A 17,169-nucleotide genomic window follows, 5' to 3' on the forward strand; every position below is an offset into this window, starting at 1 on the left:
TACGATTTTTTTATTATTACTGAATTTTTGAGAGGAGAAATTAGATGTCAGTTAAGAAGAAAACGCAAGTACGCACCGGCAAAATGGTACGTGAACTAATGTTAGCAGACGAAGATGTAAATGCTTCGCTAATTATGGTATATAGTGAAAACGGTGTAAACGCAGAAATTAAAATCGAGGGCTTAACGCCGAAATGTAACGAAGAATTATTTTTGAGCGGAAACGTGGATTGGAACAAGAGTGTTATTTATAAAATTGTTGATTTCACTGGGAACGCTGAAGTTGGTAAAGTTACATTAACAGCGATGAACAAAAACAATGTTTCTCTAGAAATTGAACGCGTTATGTGGAGCAAAGAGAATAAAGAAGCTGCTGAGCAAGAAGAAACTGTTGTAGAAGCTACTCCGAAAAAAGAAGTAGTTGTAGAAGCGCCAAAAGCAGTTACACCTGCTCCAAAACCTGTTACGCGAGTAGAAACACCTGCAGCACCTAAACCTACTCCGGTACCAACACCGAAGCCAGTAAGTGTAGAAGCTGCTATGGAATTATCTACTCCAGCACCTGTGAAAAAAGCAGTACCAACTCCAGTTACAAAGCAAGAGTCTGCACCGGTTGCGCCTGCAAAACCGAAGCAATCTGCTTTGACTGAAACAAATACAAAACTACAAGAAAATTATGTGAAACTCGTGAAAAAGACAATTGAAGTTTGTCAAGATTACGAGCTTGGCATCGACATAGATGATTCTATTGAAAGCTTAAAAGAAGAACTACAAAGCCAAGGTATTAGCGTTACATTTGACAAAGAAATTATGGACGTTGTAAGTCGCCTTCGTTCTTTACAAGATAAAGGAATCAAAGTAGAAAAAGTACTTAATTTACTATAAAAAAATAAGAGGTGGCAATTGCCATCTCTTATTTTTTATAATTCCACTCATTACTTTCATACTTTTCTTTCGCTAACGTTTGAACTTCATGTAACTGTTCTTCTGTTAATTCATATGGAACAAGTTCTACATCCAATCCTTTTTCAAAGCCAACTTCAAACGCTTTAATTAACTGTTCTATCGTAAATGTACGGTCTGTTAATTCATTAATTGCTACTGCTTTAGAAGAGAACATACTCTTCATACGTTCCTTCACACGTTCATTTGGGAATAAAAATAGATCATATAGTTCATCTAAATCAATTTCTAATGGAATCGATCCATGCTGTAAAATAACACCTTTTTGACGTGTTTGAGCACTACCAGCAATTTTTCTTCCTTCCACTACAATTTCATACCAAGATGGTGCATCAAAACATACACCTGAACGTGGATTTTTCAAATTTTCACGATCTGCTTCTGTTTTTGGAACTGCATAATATGCTTCTAACCCTAATGCCTTAAAACCATCTAATAAGCCTTGCGAAATAACACGATATGCTTCTGTAACTGTTTTCGGCATATTCGGATGATCTTCAGACACAATAACACTATACGTTAACTCTTTGTCATGTAGTACACCCCTGCCGCCTGTTTGACGACGAACGAATCCATATTTTTTTTCGTTAACTACATCCATATTAATATCTTTCTCAACACGTTGAAAATATCCAACTGTTAATGTTGGTACTTCCCATTCATAAAAACGAATTGTTGGTGGCATTTTCTTTTCACTTTGCCAATTTAACAAACATTCATCTAACGCCATATTAAATGCCGGTGAACATTGACCAGAGTTAATATAACACCATTTTTCTTTTCCCATCCTGCACCTCATATAACCAATTATTTTTCACATTCTCTAGTCTACCAAATTCGACAAAATTTGTGAAAGAATACGAAATTTCTTGTTATATGCAAATGAATCTGTTGCATAAATACATATGGGCATTATAATATTGAAAGTAGGATAAGAAAAAAGGGAGCGATAGAATCGTGTCAACAACTTGGATTATTTTATTAGCCGTAATCGTAGCATTTATCGGCTACACTGTATGGATGTACTTCTATCAGAAAAAATTAATTAAAACTCTTACAGAAGAAGAATTTCGCGCTGGCTACCGTAAAGCACAGCTTATCGATATTCGTGAAGCAGACGAATATAACGCAGGGCATATTTTAGGTGCACGTAACATTCCGTTATCACAAATTCGCCTTCGCCATAAAGAACTTCGTCAAGATCAACCTGTTTACTTATATTGCCAAAGCGGATTCCGTACAGGTCGTGCAGCGCAATACTTAAAAAAACAAGGCTACAAAGATTTCTACCAATTACAAGGTGGATTTAAATCTTGGACAGGCAAAATTAAAAAGAAATAATAACATACAAAAAACTAGCTGAATAAATCAGCTAGTTTTTTCATTTCATCTTATTCGCAATGTATAATAAATTCTGCTTGATTACCTTTTCATCGTTCTCTTCTACATTCCGATACAGCAGCTGATATTCAATTCCTTTCTCTTTCCATATAAGCGTAGCAAATTCGTCACCACGTTCATAATTATCTTTATTTTTAAAATAAGCAGACGTTCCATTATTCAGTTTCATTTGTTCTTGAAATCGCTTCTCTTCCATAAGATCCGGAAAACTATAAGGAAAGTTCGCGACATTTAACTCAATATACTCATTTCTACCTGGCTCCTTCTGTTTATATTTAATCGTTAAGACAGCGTTCTTTTTCCCAAGCGTTCTTACTTCACCCTTCACATCACTTGTAATGTCGTACGGTAAAAACGTTGGAACTTTAAACTTCACCGGAAAATATTTTGGAAGTTCCTTTAGCGGAATAGGATCCGTAACACGATCCATAGCTCCTCCTGTTGTTCCCACAAAGTGTTTTTCTTCTTGCATCGTTTGCTGAAACGAACACGAACTAAGTACAAAACTAGAAAACACGAAACAAATGATTCTTTTTTTCAATTTGTTTCCGCCCTTTCATACCGCTCTCTTAACGAACGAAGCGTTGATATGCTCTTCATATTCGCTTTGTCATCAAACTCCACCTTTGAAAACTTTCCACGTTATTCTCACACATTTTGACAACACTTTTTGCAAACAAAAAAGACCCCTATCATTCTTACGCCCAAGTGAAAAGGTTACGCGAATAAAAAGAAGTCTTATTAATACCATAGTTTGTGAAAAGCTTTTCAGGTCAAGATTTTTTCTTTCTTATTATTTTCCCTTTATAATAAGGGAAAGAGGTGATACATATGGCCAATATAAAACAAATTGCTAAAACTGCTGGTGTATCAATATCAACTGTTTCTCGTGTTCTAAATAATCACCCTTACGTAAAAGAAGAAAAGCGTAAGCGTGTTCTAGACGCTGTTGAAGAATTAAACTACGCAAAAAATATAAATGCTGTCCATTTAATAAGAGGGAAAACATATACAATTGGCGTTATGCTTCCTTTCATTAACCTCCCCTACTTCAGTACCATTATTGAAGGAATCGGTAACGAAGCATTATTAGCTGGATATCACATTAATTTATGCCAAACAAATTACGATAGCCTTGAAGAAATTCGTGTTCTTGAAATGATGAAAATGAAACAATTTGATGGGATGATTATTTGCTCCCGAACGAGCTCTTGGGAACAAATCGAACCTTTCGCAAAATTTGCCCCTATTATTTCATGTGAAAAAATGAAGCACCCCCTCATTTCATCCATCTACGTAGATCATTATGAAGGTTTCCGTCTCGGTACTGCCTATTTACTAAGTAAAGGCCATGAAAAAATCGGAATTTGTTTAGCAAGAAAAACAAGTGTAAATTCCATGGAGCGCGAAAAAGCGTTCGCCGATACCCTTCGTAACGAAGGGAAAACGTTGCATCCTGAATGGATTTTCCACCAATGCTATACAATGCAGGACGGAGCACAAATACTCCATCGTATTTTAAATATGAAAAATCGTCCAACTGCTATTTTTACAGCGAACGATCAAGTTGCAGCTGGTTTATTAACAGAGGCTCAAAAACATGGTATTCGAGTACCTGAAGACCTTGCTATCCTTGGATTTGATAATCATGAAATTTCAAAGGCATTAGAAATTTCCACAATTGAACATCCCGGTCTCGCAATGGGCTCACATGCTTTTTCTTTATTCCATAAGCAGATCCAAAGCGAGCAAATTGTCGGCAGTGCAAAAGAACTTTCATTCCATTTAATTGAGCGAGAGACTGTCTAAAAAGAGCGTTACCTATAACGCTCTTTTTCAGCTCTTCACCTATTGACATTATATTTTTCATCTCATATAATGAACCTAACGAACGGTAGGTAGGGGATGAAAATGACAGCAAACCGCATTAAAGCTGTAGCACTTTCTCATTTCGCACGCTACGGCTATGAAGGAACTTCATTGGCAAATATTGCTCAAGAAGTTGGGATTAAAAAACCATCGATTTACGCACACTTTAAAGGAAAAGAAGAGCTATATTTCATATGCTTAGAATCTGCTCTTCAAAAAGATTTGCAGAGCTTCACAGGCGATATCGAAAGCTTTTCCAATTCGTCTACTGAAGAATTGCTTTTAAAATTATTAAAAGGCTATGCAAAACGCTTTGGTGAAAGTGAAGAATCAATGTTTTGGTTACGAACTTCTTATTTTCCGCCTGATGCATTTCGCGAACAAATTATTAATAAAGCAAATGTACACATTGAAAACGTCGGAAAACTTTTATTCCCTGTATTTAAAAGAGCAAGCGAACAAGATGAGCTGCATAACATTGAAGTAAAAGACGCCTTAGAGGCTTTTCTATGCTTACTCGACGGTCTTATGGTTGAACTACTATACGCAGGTTTAAATCGTTTTGAGACACGTTTAGACGCTTCTTGGAAAGTATTTTGGCGCGGACTTTCAAACTGACGGATTGCTCCTTTGCAATGCGTCGTTTTTAAGCCCTTTACCTAACGACTGGTAGGAAGGAGAAATGACATATGGCATGGATTTATGTAATCATCGCTGGTATTATTGAAATCTTTTGGGTGATTGGACTAAAAAAAGCAGAGGCACCACTTGAATGGGCTGGTGTTGCTCTATTAATTACAATTAGTTTCGTCTTATTATTTAGAGCTTATAAAGATTTACCTGTCGGCACTGTATACGCAGTCTTTACAGGAATTGGAGCTGGTGGAATTGTTCTTACAGAGATTTTCATCTTCGGAGAACCTTTCTCTATCGTAAAAGTTTTATTAATCGGTTTAATCTTCTTCGGAGTAATTGGTTTAAAACGAGTAACAGAAGAAAAAGAAGCGAAGGAGGCCGCATAAAATGGCTTGGGTATTTTTAATTCTAGCTGGTATTTGTGAAATTATTGGTGTACTCTTTATGAAAGTAGCCACTGAAAAGAAAGGCTGGGCACCAAAAGTTATTTTAATCGCTAACTTCGGCGTAAGCTTCTTCTTCTTATCTCTTGCGATGAACACATTACCGATGGGAACTGCTTACGCAATTTGGACTGGAATCGGAACTGCTGGAAGTGCACTTCTAGGCATTCTCATTTTCCGAGAATCAGCGGATTGGCGTCGTCTTGCTTTCTTAAGCTGCATTCTATGCGGCGCTGTTGGCTTAAAACTATTAAGCTAACGTGAGGTGAATGTCATGTGGAAAGAAAAAGGAAAGAAAATATTAGCATGGATCACACTTGGTATCGTCATTCTATTACAAATAAGTTTTCATATAATAGAATGGTTGTTTCATAAAGTAGTATCCATTCTTACCTTCCTTCCTAGCATGGCACTTGAAATTGCATCTATTGCTTGGTCAATTATTGCCTCCATTGCAATCGTCATTATATGGAGTATCGCCAAGCTATGGAATAAGTTATTTAAAAAGGACAGTACTTCTGAAAAAGAGTAACTGTCCTTTTTTGTATTCATTCATATTTTCTATAAAAGTTAGATGCAATAAGACAAAGAAGACCAACTATGACAATACTTATACCAATTCCTTTATGCAAATTAGGAAACGGTGATGGTATGTCTGAATAAAAATTTGCTAATATGAGACCGATTGAAACGAAAAGTACCCCTATTCTATATAACCATTTTCTTTTGTTCATCATTCTCCCCTCCTAAAATTTTTCATACACTCCTTTCTTTTGGACATACTACCTAAAAAAGGAGTGAATAATATGCAAAATTCTATACATAAGCAAATCCTATTTTTATTTTTCCTATTTCTTATTCTCATCATCGTTTTCAGCTTTATATTACATACTCCGAAAGATGTACCAAATAGCGTTTCTTTCTATAAACTACTGCTCTCGTATTGTCGTTATTGAAGAAGGTGCCTTTTTTAAGGCACCTTTTAAAATTCTCTTTTTTCATATATTTTTACTGAAACGAAGATAGATGCTATGAACATGCATATTGAACCAATGAATAACAAGCTGTTATATAGCTGAATTTGTTCTAGGTTGATTCCAAAGAAAATAGAAGAAACAGCCATAGGTGCTATTAGTATAAAAATCGCAATAAAAATAGTTTTCTTATACCCTAGCCAAAAGGATAGCGGTATAACCAAACTTAAATACACTAAAATAAAACTACTACTAGCAACCATTGTCGTTTCAATAAATTCAAATAAGTTAACCCCACTCTTCATTCTCATCGTGAAACAACCGATCGTTACACTTATAAAAAGAATAATAATTGCTACTATATATTTCGCATACACAATTTGTTTTCTCAATATTGGTAAACTATTTACTATAACTTCACTCTCATTTTTACTATCTGCTTCAAATGTTTTTACTGTTGCCCCAATTGTAATAATTACTGACATAATTATGAACAGATTTTCCGTATCTGTTAAGGCCATATAAAAGAAAACAGGATACAGTATGTACCAAATTAAAAATTTCCATTGAATAATGAAATCTTTTAAAATTAGTTGCTTGATCATGTATTACCCCTCCTAATATGAAAATGCTCCTTCTATAACTCTGCCTCCTGAAACATTTTCATTGAGAGGAACATGGATACGAATATACTCACTAATACTCCGATACCAAGAACACCCATTGCTTGTGTAGCCTCTTGAGAGTGAAGTACTTTTAACATAATTGTTTTATCACCAAAAATATTGCACATAAGACCAATCATACCCATTAAAGGAAAAAGCATAATCAAATTCAAGACAGTAATAACTTTATATCCCCCAATGTAATTAGTCGGTATCGTTACTGCACAATAAATCAAAGTTGCTACTATTGCTGAAAATATTGCATACCCAGGCATAACTATATCTCTGTTCAATAAAATATTTCCTAATATTAAGACTATAAAAGTTACACTCAAACCAGCCATAATAAATAATGTGCTTGAAATATATTTAGCTATAATTATCTCTTTTCTCGTTATAGGCAAACTCACTAACACTTTTTCTGCTTTACTTTTCTCGTCATAATAAAAAGAAATATATATAATCGTACTACATGTTATAAATACTCCTATTGCAATCCCCATTGGTTCGACGGAATCCTTAAAAATAGATAAAATGGGTATTAAAAAATAGAAAGGAAACATCTTCTTCTGTAAAAAAAACTCCTTCAAAATCAACTGTTGCATATGAATTCTCCTCTCTATAAATCACGCGTTTCATAAATTTTAATTGTAAGAAACATAGAAGCGATATAGGCACTAGCTAGTGTGATTAATCCAACTATAAATATGCCAAAATGTAATGGATTCATAATCCAATCAATGAATGATGCCGTAGCACTTTCTCCGTCACCAATAAACATTCCAACAATAACACCTATTCCAGCGGCTCCACCTGTAAATATTCCACGTACTACTTTTGATTTTGTCCCATAATAACTCGGGAATAATGCTGTAATATAAACTAAAGAATATACAGCACCTCTGACTACTACATACCAAGGAATTTCAATATACAAATTGGGATGATAAGCTCCAATATCACCAATGACAGCGATACCTCTTATAAGAAAAACAACTAGCGTAGTAGAAATCATGCCACCTACAATAAATATTACACCCGAAATATATCTAGCAATAATGATATCCTTTCGTCCAACAGGTAAACTATTTATAATAACATCACTTTTATTTTTTTCATCCATCGCTATTAGTATCATAGAAGATGATATCGTTATGAGTAAGCAACTCATTGGAAATAACAATTCACCATCTGGATCTAATCCAAAGAAAACAAGAGGCATAATAAAATACACTAACCACATAACCCGAAAAAAGAACAAATCTTTATAGATTAGCTGACGCATAGGCACCTCTCCCTTTCGCAGTGTAAACGATAATGTCATCTAATGTAGGCTTTTCTAGTACAACCTCATTTCCAAACCAATCGATAATTCCTTGTTTATCCTTCGCTAAACCTTCGAAACCGAATTTATTTTTTCGTAATCCAACAAATAGTTCTTTTCCTTCTCGATCTAATAAATCATTGCTTCCCTTAACGATTACGTAGTTCTCCATTAATTCATCTTTTTCACCAGTAAATATAATTTCTCCATCGTTGATAAACGTAATATAATCTGCAATACGTTCTAAATCCGTTGTAATGTGGGTTGAGAATAATACAGATACTTCATCTTCCATTACAATTTCTTGCAACATATCAAGTAATTCACTTCGGACAACTGGATCTAATCCTGCTGTCGGCTCATCCATAATGATAAACTCTGCATGATGTGAAAGTGCGATGGCAATCGCAAACTTCATTTTCATCCCTTTAGATAGCTCTTTAATTTTTTTATACTTTGGAACTTGCAATCTGTGCATATACGATTGGTATTGATTTTCGTCCCACTTTTTATATAACGGTGCAATAATACGTTTCATTTGTTCACACGTTAAATCTTCGTAATAATGATTTTCATCATATACAAAACCAATATTTTGTTTTATGTCCTTTTCAGCTTTCTTATTGTCTTTGCCAAAAATTTTTATATCGCCGCTATCTTTTCTAATTAAATTCATAATCATTTTGATCGTTGTACTTTTCCCAGCACCATTTGGTCCGACAAACCCCATAATATATCCTCGTGGTAATGCAAAACTTATATTTTTCACTGCAAAATCTTCATAACTTTTACAAACGTTTTTTAACTCTAACATCTCTCTCATTCCCCCTTATATAAAAACGCAATCATCTGCTGCAATTCTTCAAGTGAAAGCTGCAACACTTTACTTTCTTTTACGATTTCTTCAGCCTTACTTTCCAATAGACGTAGCCGCTGTTCTTTTAATAGTTCATTATTTTTACGTGAAACATAAGTCCCCTTCCCAGCAACAGTTTCTATATATCCTTCTTTTTCAAGCTCCTCGTACGCACGCTTCGTTGTAATTACACTAATTTGCAATTCCTTCGCTAAGCTACGAATAGACGGTAATTGGTCTCCACCCTTTAAACCACCATTTAAAATAAGCTGGCTTAATTGTTTTCTTATTTGCACATAAATAGGGTCTTGGGAAGAATTCGAAATAATAATATTCATGTTTTCCTCCAGTGTGTGTATATACTGTATATACCTTATATATACAGTATATACACAGCATCCTATTTTTGGCAAGAAAAAAAGACCAACATTTTCCTGTTGGTCTTTCGTATATGTATCACTTTTCAAAGCGATCTAACATCTCGTCTCTCATTCCGAAACTTACTACTGCAATTCCTATATACATAAACAGAAGGAATGCCGGATGAACCGTGTTGTACCAGCTGCTGTCAACGATTAAGTAAATCGTTAATGCCACAACAAGAACAAACGCTAAGATAAACATATAAAAGTGTCTTGTACTACCCATGATAAACTCCTCTCTTCTCACTTCACCATTCAACAGTTTATTTTATCGAATAATTCGATATGACTCAAGGTTAACTTTCTGTTATGTAATCAAGTTCCACCTTTACAATGTCCTCACATGCTATTGAAATGATTGTTCCTTGTTTATCAATCGCCGTCACTTCTCTATTATCCATTACACGATTTGCTACTCTTTCTAACACTTTCCCTTGGTCTCGATAGCAAAATTCTTTTACATCTTTAATTGTTTCTCCATTTTCTAAATGGTATACCATTCTATAACATCGATATCCCACACTTTCACCCCCGTCTTGCTCGTTTTTTCACATATACATAAAAATGAGTAATTTTTGCCTCATCACATCTTCTTAATTTCAATAAAATTCTAACAAAAATAAATACTTTTATCAAACCGACTTTTTCAACAAAACTACCTATAAAACTACACCTTTACACCATTAGGAAACAAAAAATATAATTTTTTAACATTTTCTTCACTATTTCTGCACAAATTCTCCATACAAAAAAAGAACCCGCCGCAGCGAGTTCTCCTTTTGTTATTCTAATCAAACTTGTACAGGAGCTGGCTTTGCATAACGTAAAACTGGTTTACGTGCAGCCATCGTTTCGTCTAAACGTTTAATGACTGTCGTATGCGGTGCTTCTTGTACAACTTCTGGATTTTCTTCTACTTCTTTAGCGATTTGAATCATCTTATCAATGAAACCATCTAATGTTTCTTTTGATTCTGTTTCTGTCGGCTCAATCATAATACATTCTTCCACATTTAATGGGAAGTAAATTGTTGGTGGATGGTAACCGAAATCAAGCAGACGTTTTGCAATATCTAATGTACGTACGCCAAGTTTCTTTTGACGACGACCTGATAATACAAATTCATGCTTACAATGTCTATCGAATGGAAGATCGTAGAATGGCGCTAATCTTCTCATCATATAGTTCGCATTTAATACAGCATACTCAGTTACTGCACGCAAGCCATCTGGACCCATAGAGCGAATATACGTGTATGCACGAACGTTAATTCCGAAGTTACCATAGAATGGCTTCACACGACCAATTGCTTCTGGACGGTCGTAGTTGAAGTGATAACCATTTTCCGTTTTTTCTAAAATCGGTTTTGGTAAGTACGGAATTAAATCAGCTTTCACACCTACTGGACCAGAACCTGGGCCACCACCGCCGTGAGGACCTGTAAATGTTTTATGAAGGTTTAAATGCACAACGTCAAATCCCATATCTCCTGGGCGTGCTTGGCTTAATACCGCATTTAAGTTTGCACCATCATAGTATAACTTACCGCCTGCATTATGGACGATTTCTGCCATTTCTAAAATATTTTCTTCGAATAGACCTAATGTATTAGGATTTGTTAACATAAGTGCTGCTGTTTCTTCGTTTACAACACGTTTTAAGTCTTCTAAGTCAACAAGGCCATTTTCATTTGATTTTACTGTAATTGTTTCAAAACCAGCTACAGTTGCAGATGCCGGGTTCGTTCCGTGAGCAGAGTCAGGTACAATTACTTTCGTACGGTTAAAGTCACCTTTCGCTTCATGGTATGCACGAATTAACATTAAACCTGTCCATTCTCCGTGTGCACCAGCTGCTGGTTGTAAAGTAACAGTATCCATACCTGTAATTTCAATTAAATGCTCTTGTAAGTCATACATTAATTCCATTGCACCTTGTACTGTCTTTTCATCTTGCAGTGGATGAATATTTGCAAATCCTGCGAAACGAGCTACACTCTCATTAATTTTCGGATTATATTTCATCGTACAAGATCCAAGTGGATAGAATCCAGAATCAACACCGTGGTTACGGTTTGAAAGTGCTGTATAGTGGCGCATAATATCAAGTTCAGATACTTCTGGTAGCTCTGCATCTTCTACTCGAATATAATCGCTCTCAAACACATCTTCTAGTTTCACTTCTTCTACATCTAATTTGGGTAAGCTATATCCTATGCGTCCTTCTTTACTCACTTCAAAGATAAGTGCTTGGTCTTGATTCTTCATTGGATAGCCCCCATTTCGTTTACAAGTGTGTCAATTTCCTCTTTTGTACGAAGCTCAGTTACTGCTACAAGCATATGGTTTTCATGCTCTTTATAATCACGGCCTAGATCGTAACCACCGATAATATTCTTTTGTAATAATGCATCGTTTACTTCTTTCACTGGACGTTTGCAATCTACAACAAACTCATTGAAGAATGGTCCAGCAAATGTTACTGTGAAGCCTTTCGCCTCAAATTGACGTTTTGCATACTGTGCTTTAGAAATGTTTTGACGTGCCATTTCTTTCACACCTTGTTTGCCAAGTGCCGTCATTGCAACAGAAGCTGCTAATGCATTTAACGCTTGGTTTGAACAAATATTAGACGTCGCTTTATCACGGCGAATATGCTGTTCACGTGCTTGTAACGTTAATACAAATCCACGTTTACCATCTGAATCTACAGTTTGTCCAACAAGACGTCCTGGAATTTTACGCATAAATGCTTTCGTTGTTGCAAAGTAACCACAGTGCGGTCCACCAAACTGCGTTGGAATACCGAATGGTTGTGCATCACCGATTACAATATCAGCACCAAATTTCCCTGGTGGTGTTAATGCGCCTAATGATAATGGATTTGAAGAAACGATAAATAATGATTTTTGTTGATGAACGATTTTTTCAATATCAGCTAATTTTTCAACTTGTCCGAAGAAGTTTGGATATTGAACGATTACACAAGCAACTGTATCATCTACTTCACTTTGTAATACGTCTAAATCTGTTACACCATCTTTATGATTAATTTCAACAACTTCAAGATTTTGACCTTTTGCATACGTTTCAAGTACTGCTCTTGATTCTGGATGAACCGCGCTAGATACAAGAATTTTCTTTTTGCGAGTATGGCCAGCTGCTAACATTGCCGCTTCAGCTAAAGCTGTACCCCCGTCATACATAGAAGAGTTTGCTACATCCATTCCTGTTAATTCACAAATCATTGTTTGGAATTCAAAGATTGCTTGTAATTCCCCTTGTGAAATTTCCGGTTGGTATGGTGTGTAAGCTGTATAAAATTCTGAGCGAGAAATAACATGATCTACAATTACTGGAGCATAATGATCGTATACGCCTGCTCCTAAGAAAGAAGCGTATTCTTTTAAGTTAGCATTTTTACTAGCCATTTGAGATAGCTCTTTTAAAAGCTCTGGCTCTGATTTTGCTTCTTTAATTTTTAAATCCCCTTTAAAACGAACACTCTCTGGAATATCAGAGAACAATTCATCGATCGTTTGAACACCGATCGTTTGTAACATTTCTTTTTTGTCTTCTTCTGTCATTGGAAGATAACGATGCAACATGAAATCTACCCCTCTCCCCGTTACTTTGAACGTTTGTAAAATGGTGTTGGAACAACTACTGCTTTGACGCGTTTATTACGAATTTCAATTTCTACTTCTGTATCAACTGCTGCGTATTTTACATCAATTAGTGCTAAACCAATGCTTTTCTTTAACGTTGGAGATTGTGTACCACTCGTTACTTCCCCAATTTTTTCTTCACCAATAAATACAGGGTAATGCGTACGAGGAATTCCACGTTCGATTACTTCAATGCCGACTAATTTACGAGGCGCACCGTTTTCTTTTTGCTCTTTTAACGTTGCTTTTCCAAAGAAGTCTGCTTCTTTATTTGTTTTTACCGCAAAGCCAATTCCAGCCTCAATCGGTGTAATATCTTTTGATAATTCTTGTCCATAAAGTGGTAATGTTGCTTCGAATCGAAGTGTATCACGAGCACCTAAACCACATGCTTTTAAGCCCTCTTCTGCTCCAACTTCAAGAAGTTTCTCCCAAAGTTTTGCAGCATCTTCACTCTTACAGTAAATTTCGAATCCATCTTCACCTGTATAACCTGTACGAGATACAAGTGCTGGAATTCCATCTACAAGAATATCGTTTTTAAATTTAAAGAACTTAATTTCTTTCAAATCTTCTGACACAACTTTTTGTAAAATGCCTTCTGCTTTTGGTCCTTGAATTGCAAGCTGTGCAACTTCACTAGAAACATTGACTACTGTCGCATCGCCAATTACATGACTTGCTAACCATTCGTAATCTTTCTCGATATTTGATGCATTGATTACTAATAAATAGTCTTCTTCACCACGTTTGTAGATTAATAAATCATCTACTGTACCACCATTTTCGTAGCACATAGCTGTATATTGTGCGCCCCCTACCTTTAAGGTAGATACGTCATTTGTAACAACACGTTGTAAAAATGCTAAACTATCTACACCTTTTACTTCAACTTCTCCCATATGAGACACATCGAACAAACCTGCAGCTGTACGTACAGCTTCGTGTTCTTCTTTAATGCTTGAAAATTGAACTGGTAATTCCCAACCACCGAAGTCGATTGTTTTCCCACCATACTTCGCGTATACATCAAATAACGGTGTACGTTGTAATGTAATCATGCTCTCTCCCCCTTATGCTTTGACAAATCAATAAAAGTTGCTTCCCTTTTCTAAACATTTTCATTCTGAAAAGATAGGATATACGGAATCTCATTATATTTTTTTATGAAAGCGTAAATAAAAAATCACTTTCTTGGATAAAATACGAAAGATTCCACACATTTCACACCATTATCCTAACATCATTCGCTATATTTCATCAATATTCTAGCATAAAAAATAATTTAGAATTTTTTATGTTAAAACACAATAAATACAGCTTTTGAGATTTAATACTTTATTATTGTCTATCATATAGCCTTTAATAACGATAATTATGCCTTCTTTTAAGGCAAATCATCATACATTAAAAAATAATTACTTTAGTTTATAAAAGGTGGGAGAGTCGTAATGAATGTCGATATTTCCGTAGATCGGACGTGGCAAAACAATTTTTTAAATAGAATTGATGAAGATGGTCCTTGGACAAACTGGGATTTATATCACTTAGCTTATGAAACAGAAAAATCGTTACTTGTTCCTACTTTTGATGGACTACAAGCACCGAAACATTTATCCCATTTCACACCGCTTCCGCATCAATTAGAAGTCGCTCAAAATGTAATTGAACAAATGAATGGTAAAGCGATTCTAGCAGATGAAGTAGGTCTTGGAAAAACAATCGAAGCTGGACTTATTTTGAAAGAATACATGGTCCGCGGGCTTGTGAAAAAGGTACTTATACTTGTCCCAGCTTCTCTCGTATCACAATGGGCATACGAGCTGAATACAAAGTTTTTCATTCCCGCTGTAGCACAAAAGAAAAGCTACTCGTGGGAACAAGCTGACGTAATCGTATCATCAATTGATACTGCGAAACGTTCACCACATCGCGATATCGTGTTGAACTTAGAATATGACCTTATTATTATCGATGAAGCACATAAACTGAAAAATAATAAAACAAAAAACTATGAATTTGCACAACGATTAAAAAAGAAGTTTTGTTTATTACTAACCGCTACTCCTGTTCAAAATAAGATTGATGAAATTTTTAACCTTGTTTCTTTATTAAAGCCAGGACATCTAGGCAATCAATCCAACTTTGAAGAATATTACGCTTCCAAAAATCGTTCAGCCGAATCAGATGAAGACTTAAAAGCTCTCATTAACAAAGTAATGGTGCGAAATAGACGACATAATACCGGTATCGATTGGCCGAAGAGACATGTACGTACAATTTTTGTTGAGTTTAATGAACAAGAACAAGCTCTATATAATGATATCGAAAATTGGCGAGGGCAAGACGCCTTCACATCTGCTTTCTCATCGTTAACTTTAAAACGGGAAGCGTGCAGTAGTCGTGAGGCTGTTTACTATTCATTGAAAAAGCATGTAGAAAAAAGACAGAAAGAAAATGAACATTATATAAAAGATCCACATATCGATGTGCTAATGGACAAAATTAATCATATTCCTTTCAACTCGAAAGCAACTAAAGCTCTAGAGCTTATAAAAGAAATTGACGATAAAGTCGTCATTTTCACGGAATACCGAGCATCACAGATGTACTTACAATGGTTTTTACAACAACACGGTATTTCTTCCGTCCCATTCCGCGGCGGATTTAAACGCGGGAAGAAAGATTGGATGAAGGAACTTTTCCAAAATCGTGCCCAAGTGTTAATTGCAACGGAAGCTGGCGGAGAAGGCATTAACTTACAGTTTTGTAGCCATATGATCAATTATGATTTGCCATGGAATCCAATGCGTCTTGAGCAAAGAATCGGACGTATTCACCGTCTCGGTCAAAAGAATGATGTTCATATTTATAACTTAGCTACAAAGCATACTGTTGAAGAACATATTCTGAAACTGTTATATGAAAAAATCAACTTATTCGAGCGTGTTATCGGTGAACTCGATGAAATTTTAACGAGAATTAATATGAAAAACATCGACGCGCACATTCAAGAAATTTTCGCGCAATCAAAAAGCGAAGGTGAAATTAGAATTAAGATGGAAAACTTAACATCTATTATCGACTTTGCGAAACGAAATGAAGCTGAGGTGCAAGGCTATGCAGCAACATGAAATTCATAATTACTTATACAATTTCTTTGAGGCGAATAACTGTGAAATTTTAGAACGTTCTCCTCATTTATTAGATGTACAGTTAACAATTGAGATGGATAAATTATTAATGAATCGCCCTTTTTATTGGCACTATCTTGAGAAAACAGGAGGCGTACCGAATCCGATGCGCCTTACTCTTATTACAAATCCAGAAAATGAAGAAAATGATGGTGAGCTTATTCACTACGGTTCACCACGTCTACATCAAATTTTCCAAACGACAAAAGAATTAGGCTCTTACATACGTTTATATGAGGATGTAAGACATAATGGGGCAACACATACACCGCTCCACCCTTGGCTCGGTATTAATATAAAAGTTTCCTATCAATGTGATCGAAAAAAAGACATCCTTCACTCGATTGGCATTCATCTCATTTCTGGAACAATGATGGCAAACTTTCATGAAACATTAACAAACATTAAACTTACACCAAAAATACCTGATTTTTGTTTTACGCTCTCGCCCATCATTAAACCTCAAAGTGGTTTACAACGCATAGAAGACGCTTTAAAAAATATAATTGCAGAAGATGACCATACGTGGGCAAAAGAAGCAAGAGTGCGTTGGAATCATGATCTAGACCTTTTAAACCGTTTTTATGAAGAAAGTGACGAACTTCCTGAGAGCTATGAAATTGAAAAACAAGCTCTGCAAGAACAGTATGAACCACATATTACAGTGCAAATTATTAACGGTGGCCTTTTTTATGTTACCGCGAATCATTTTCTATCTTGAAGAAGCTCCTTCTGCTTTAGAAGGAGCCTCTTTTG

22 protein-coding genes are annotated in these 17,169 nt (G+C 35.5%); 9 read left to right on the forward strand and 13 right to left on the reverse strand.

Annotated features, from left to right (window positions below):
* Positions 1–44 precede the first annotated feature (44 nt).
* Positions 45–884: a hypothetical protein gene (locus N2V79_RS20640; RefSeq protein WP_053563664.1), complete on the forward strand. Its 840-nt coding sequence runs from the start codon at positions 45–47 to the stop codon at positions 882–884.
* Between the two features lie 28 nt (positions 885–912).
* Here the strand turns inward: N2V79_RS20640 and N2V79_RS20645 are convergent, their stop codons facing one another.
* The gene (locus tag N2V79_RS20645; RefSeq protein WP_000514081.1) at positions 913–1,749 is read right to left on the reverse strand and encodes a lipoate--protein ligase family protein; all 837 of its coding nucleotides are present in this window, start codon (positions 1,747–1,749) and stop codon (positions 913–915) included.
* Between the two features lie 170 nt (positions 1,750–1,919).
* On the opposite strand from N2V79_RS20645, the gene N2V79_RS20650 reads away from it, so the two are divergent.
* On the forward strand, positions 1,920–2,303 hold the full coding sequence (locus N2V79_RS20650; protein WP_000108653.1) for a rhodanese-like domain-containing protein: 384 nt from the start codon (positions 1,920–1,922) through the stop codon (positions 2,301–2,303).
* 40 nt (positions 2,304–2,343) lie between these two features.
* Here N2V79_RS20650 and N2V79_RS20655 read toward each other — a convergent pair whose 3' ends face one another.
* A complete protein-coding gene (locus N2V79_RS20655; RefSeq protein ID WP_340720347.1) occupies positions 2,344–2,880 on the reverse strand; it encodes a DNA polymerase III subunit delta in 537 nt (178 codons plus the stop codon).
* 314 nt (positions 2,881–3,194) lie between these two features.
* On the opposite strand from N2V79_RS20655, the gene N2V79_RS20660 reads away from it, so the two are divergent.
* The 5 genes from N2V79_RS20660 (at position 3,195) to N2V79_RS20680 (ending at position 5,843) form a co-directional block, all read left to right on the forward strand.
* A complete protein-coding gene (locus N2V79_RS20660) occupies positions 3,195–4,172 on the forward strand; it encodes a LacI family DNA-binding transcriptional regulator (protein WP_340720191.1) in 978 nt (325 codons plus the stop codon).
* Between the two features lie 96 nt (positions 4,173–4,268).
* On the forward strand, positions 4,269–4,850 hold the full coding sequence (locus N2V79_RS20665; protein WP_002005730.1) for a TetR/AcrR family transcriptional regulator: 582 nt from the start codon (positions 4,269–4,271) through the stop codon (positions 4,848–4,850).
* Between the two features lie 71 nt (positions 4,851–4,921).
* Positions 4,922–5,254 carry a DMT family transporter gene (locus N2V79_RS20670; RefSeq protein WP_000312339.1) on the forward strand — a complete coding sequence of 111 codons (333 nt, stop codon included), beginning with the start codon at positions 4,922–4,924 and terminating at the stop codon, positions 5,252–5,254.
* A gap of 1 nt (position 5,255) precedes the next feature.
* A complete protein-coding gene (locus N2V79_RS20675) occupies positions 5,256–5,570 on the forward strand; it encodes a DMT family transporter (RefSeq protein WP_000312623.1) in 315 nt (104 codons plus the stop codon).
* Between the two features lie 15 nt (positions 5,571–5,585).
* Positions 5,586–5,843: a DUF3975 family protein gene (locus N2V79_RS20680; RefSeq protein WP_000265371.1), complete on the forward strand. Its 258-nt coding sequence runs from the start codon at positions 5,586–5,588 to the stop codon at positions 5,841–5,843.
* Between the two features lie 16 nt (positions 5,844–5,859).
* Here N2V79_RS20680 and N2V79_RS20685 read toward each other — a convergent pair whose 3' ends face one another.
* The 11 genes from N2V79_RS20685 to gcvT form a co-directional block, all read right to left on the reverse strand.
* On the reverse strand, positions 5,860–6,048 hold the full coding sequence (locus tag N2V79_RS20685) for a hypothetical protein (protein WP_088022411.1): 189 nt from the start codon (positions 6,046–6,048) through the stop codon (positions 5,860–5,862).
* A gap of 245 nt (positions 6,049–6,293) precedes the next feature.
* On the reverse strand, positions 6,294–6,890 hold the full coding sequence (locus N2V79_RS20690; protein WP_340720192.1) for an ABC-2 transporter permease: 597 nt from the start codon (positions 6,888–6,890) through the stop codon (positions 6,294–6,296).
* 32 nt (positions 6,891–6,922) lie between these two features.
* Positions 6,923–7,555: an ABC-2 transporter permease gene (locus N2V79_RS20695; protein ID WP_340720193.1), complete on the reverse strand. Its 633-nt coding sequence runs from the start codon at positions 7,553–7,555 to the stop codon at positions 6,923–6,925.
* 14 nt (positions 7,556–7,569) lie between these two features.
* Positions 7,570–8,235, reverse strand: a complete 666-nt coding sequence (locus N2V79_RS20700) for an ABC-2 transporter permease (protein ID WP_078400978.1) — start codon at positions 8,233–8,235, stop codon at positions 7,570–7,572.
* The gene (locus tag N2V79_RS20705; RefSeq protein ID WP_065222868.1) at positions 8,216–9,088 is read right to left on the reverse strand and encodes an ABC transporter ATP-binding protein; all 873 of its coding nucleotides are present in this window, start codon (positions 9,086–9,088) and stop codon (positions 8,216–8,218) included. The genes N2V79_RS20700 and N2V79_RS20705 overlap by 20 nt, the downstream gene beginning before the upstream one ends.
* 5 nt (positions 9,089–9,093) lie before the next feature.
* A complete protein-coding gene (locus N2V79_RS20710) occupies positions 9,094–9,468 on the reverse strand; it encodes a GntR family transcriptional regulator (protein ID WP_001021350.1) in 375 nt (124 codons plus the stop codon).
* 118 nt (positions 9,469–9,586) lie between these two features.
* Positions 9,587–9,778 (reverse strand): hypothetical protein, encoded by a 192-nt coding sequence (locus tag N2V79_RS20715; RefSeq protein WP_000535933.1) that lies wholly within the window; start codon positions 9,776–9,778, stop codon positions 9,587–9,589.
* Positions 9,779–9,848: 70 nt separating this feature from the next.
* On the reverse strand, positions 9,849–10,052 hold the full coding sequence (locus tag N2V79_RS20720) for a DUF3929 family protein (protein ID WP_000262496.1): 204 nt from the start codon (positions 10,050–10,052) through the stop codon (positions 9,849–9,851).
* 291 nt (positions 10,053–10,343) lie between these two features.
* On the reverse strand, positions 10,344–11,819 hold the full coding sequence (gene gcvPB, locus N2V79_RS20725) for an aminomethyl-transferring glycine dehydrogenase subunit 2 (RefSeq protein ID WP_000795695.1): 1,476 nt from the start codon (positions 11,817–11,819) through the stop codon (positions 10,344–10,346).
* A complete protein-coding gene (gene gcvPA, locus N2V79_RS20730) occupies positions 11,816–13,159 on the reverse strand; it encodes an aminomethyl-transferring glycine dehydrogenase subunit 1 (protein ID WP_000903240.1) in 1,344 nt (447 codons plus the stop codon). The genes gcvPB and gcvPA overlap by 4 nt, the downstream gene beginning before the upstream one ends.
* Positions 13,160–13,179: 20 nt before the next feature.
* Positions 13,180–14,280, reverse strand: a complete 1,101-nt coding sequence (gene gcvT / locus N2V79_RS20735; RefSeq protein WP_000631769.1) for a glycine cleavage system aminomethyltransferase GcvT — start codon at positions 14,278–14,280, stop codon at positions 13,180–13,182.
* Between the two features lie 390 nt (positions 14,281–14,670).
* Between gcvT and N2V79_RS20740 the strand changes: the two genes are divergently transcribed.
* Together N2V79_RS20740 and N2V79_RS20745 are read left to right on the forward strand one after the other, a co-directional pair.
* Complete coding sequence (locus tag N2V79_RS20740; RefSeq protein ID WP_001100040.1) at positions 14,671–16,353, forward strand: DEAD/DEAH box helicase; 1,683 nt, start codon at positions 14,671–14,673, stop codon at positions 16,351–16,353.
* The gene (locus N2V79_RS20745; RefSeq protein WP_044784477.1) at positions 16,340–17,134 is read left to right on the forward strand and encodes a YqhG family protein; all 795 of its coding nucleotides are present in this window, start codon (positions 16,340–16,342) and stop codon (positions 17,132–17,134) included. The genes N2V79_RS20740 and N2V79_RS20745 overlap by 14 nt, the downstream gene beginning before the upstream one ends.
* Positions 17,135–17,169: the final 35 nt, after the last annotated feature.

This window comes from Bacillus sp. CH_70 (genome assembly GCF_038007045.1).
In the GTDB taxonomy this organism is placed as follows: Bacteria; Bacillota; Bacilli; order Bacillales; family Bacillaceae_G; genus Bacillus_A; species Bacillus_A cereus.

Excerpts from the sequence above, each read along its gene's own strand:
- N2V79_RS20715 (WP_000535933.1), bottom strand. The coding sequence starts at position 9,778 with ATGGGTAGTACAAGACACTTTTATATGTTTATCTTAGCGTTTGTTCTT.
- N2V79_RS20680 (WP_000265371.1), top strand. The coding sequence starts at position 5,586 with ATGTGGAAAGAAAAAGGAAAGAAAATATTAGCATGGATCACACTTGGT.
- N2V79_RS20675 (WP_000312623.1), top strand. The coding sequence starts at position 5,256 with ATGGCTTGGGTATTTTTAATTCTAGCTGGTATTTGTGAAATTATTGGT.
- N2V79_RS20710 (WP_001021350.1), bottom strand. The coding sequence starts at position 9,468 with ATGAATATTATTATTTCGAATTCTTCCCAAGACCCTATTTATGTGCAA.
- N2V79_RS20670 (WP_000312339.1), top strand. The coding sequence starts at position 4,922 with ATGGCATGGATTTATGTAATCATCGCTGGTATTATTGAAATCTTTTGG.
- N2V79_RS20695 (WP_340720193.1), bottom strand. The coding sequence starts at position 7,555 with ATGCAACAGTTGATTTTGAAGGAGTTTTTTTTACAGAAGAAGATGTTT.
- gcvPA (WP_000903240.1), bottom strand. The coding sequence starts at position 13,159 with ATGTTGCATCGTTATCTTCCAATGACAGAAGAAGACAAAAAAGAAATG.
- N2V79_RS20740 (WP_001100040.1), top strand. The coding sequence starts at position 14,671 with ATGAATGTCGATATTTCCGTAGATCGGACGTGGCAAAACAATTTTTTA.
- N2V79_RS20640 (WP_053563664.1), top strand. The coding sequence starts at position 45 with ATGTCAGTTAAGAAGAAAACGCAAGTACGCACCGGCAAAATGGTACGT.
- N2V79_RS20700 (WP_078400978.1), bottom strand. The coding sequence starts at position 8,235 with ATGCGTCAGCTAATCTATAAAGATTTGTTCTTTTTTCGGGTTATGTGG.
- N2V79_RS20690 (WP_340720192.1), bottom strand. The coding sequence starts at position 6,890 with ATGATCAAGCAACTAATTTTAAAAGATTTCATTATTCAATGGAAATTT.
- gcvT (WP_000631769.1), bottom strand. The coding sequence starts at position 14,280 with ATGATTACATTACAACGTACACCGTTATTTGATGTATACGCGAAGTAT.
- N2V79_RS20705 (WP_065222868.1), bottom strand. The coding sequence starts at position 9,088 with ATGTTAGAGTTAAAAAACGTTTGTAAAAGTTATGAAGATTTTGCAGTG.
- N2V79_RS20745 (WP_044784477.1), top strand. The coding sequence starts at position 16,340 with ATGCAGCAACATGAAATTCATAATTACTTATACAATTTCTTTGAGGCG.
- N2V79_RS20720 (WP_000262496.1), bottom strand. The coding sequence starts at position 10,052 with ATGGTATACCATTTAGAAAATGGAGAAACAATTAAAGATGTAAAAGAA.
- N2V79_RS20645 (WP_000514081.1), bottom strand. The coding sequence starts at position 1,749 with ATGGGAAAAGAAAAATGGTGTTATATTAACTCTGGTCAATGTTCACCG.
- N2V79_RS20685 (WP_088022411.1), bottom strand. The coding sequence starts at position 6,048 with ATGATGAACAAAAGAAAATGGTTATATAGAATAGGGGTACTTTTCGTT.
- gcvPB (WP_000795695.1), bottom strand. The coding sequence starts at position 11,819 with ATGAAGAATCAAGACCAAGCACTTATCTTTGAAGTGAGTAAAGAAGGA.
- N2V79_RS20665 (WP_002005730.1), top strand. The coding sequence starts at position 4,269 with ATGAAAATGACAGCAAACCGCATTAAAGCTGTAGCACTTTCTCATTTC.
- N2V79_RS20660 (WP_340720191.1), top strand. The coding sequence starts at position 3,195 with ATGGCCAATATAAAACAAATTGCTAAAACTGCTGGTGTATCAATATCA.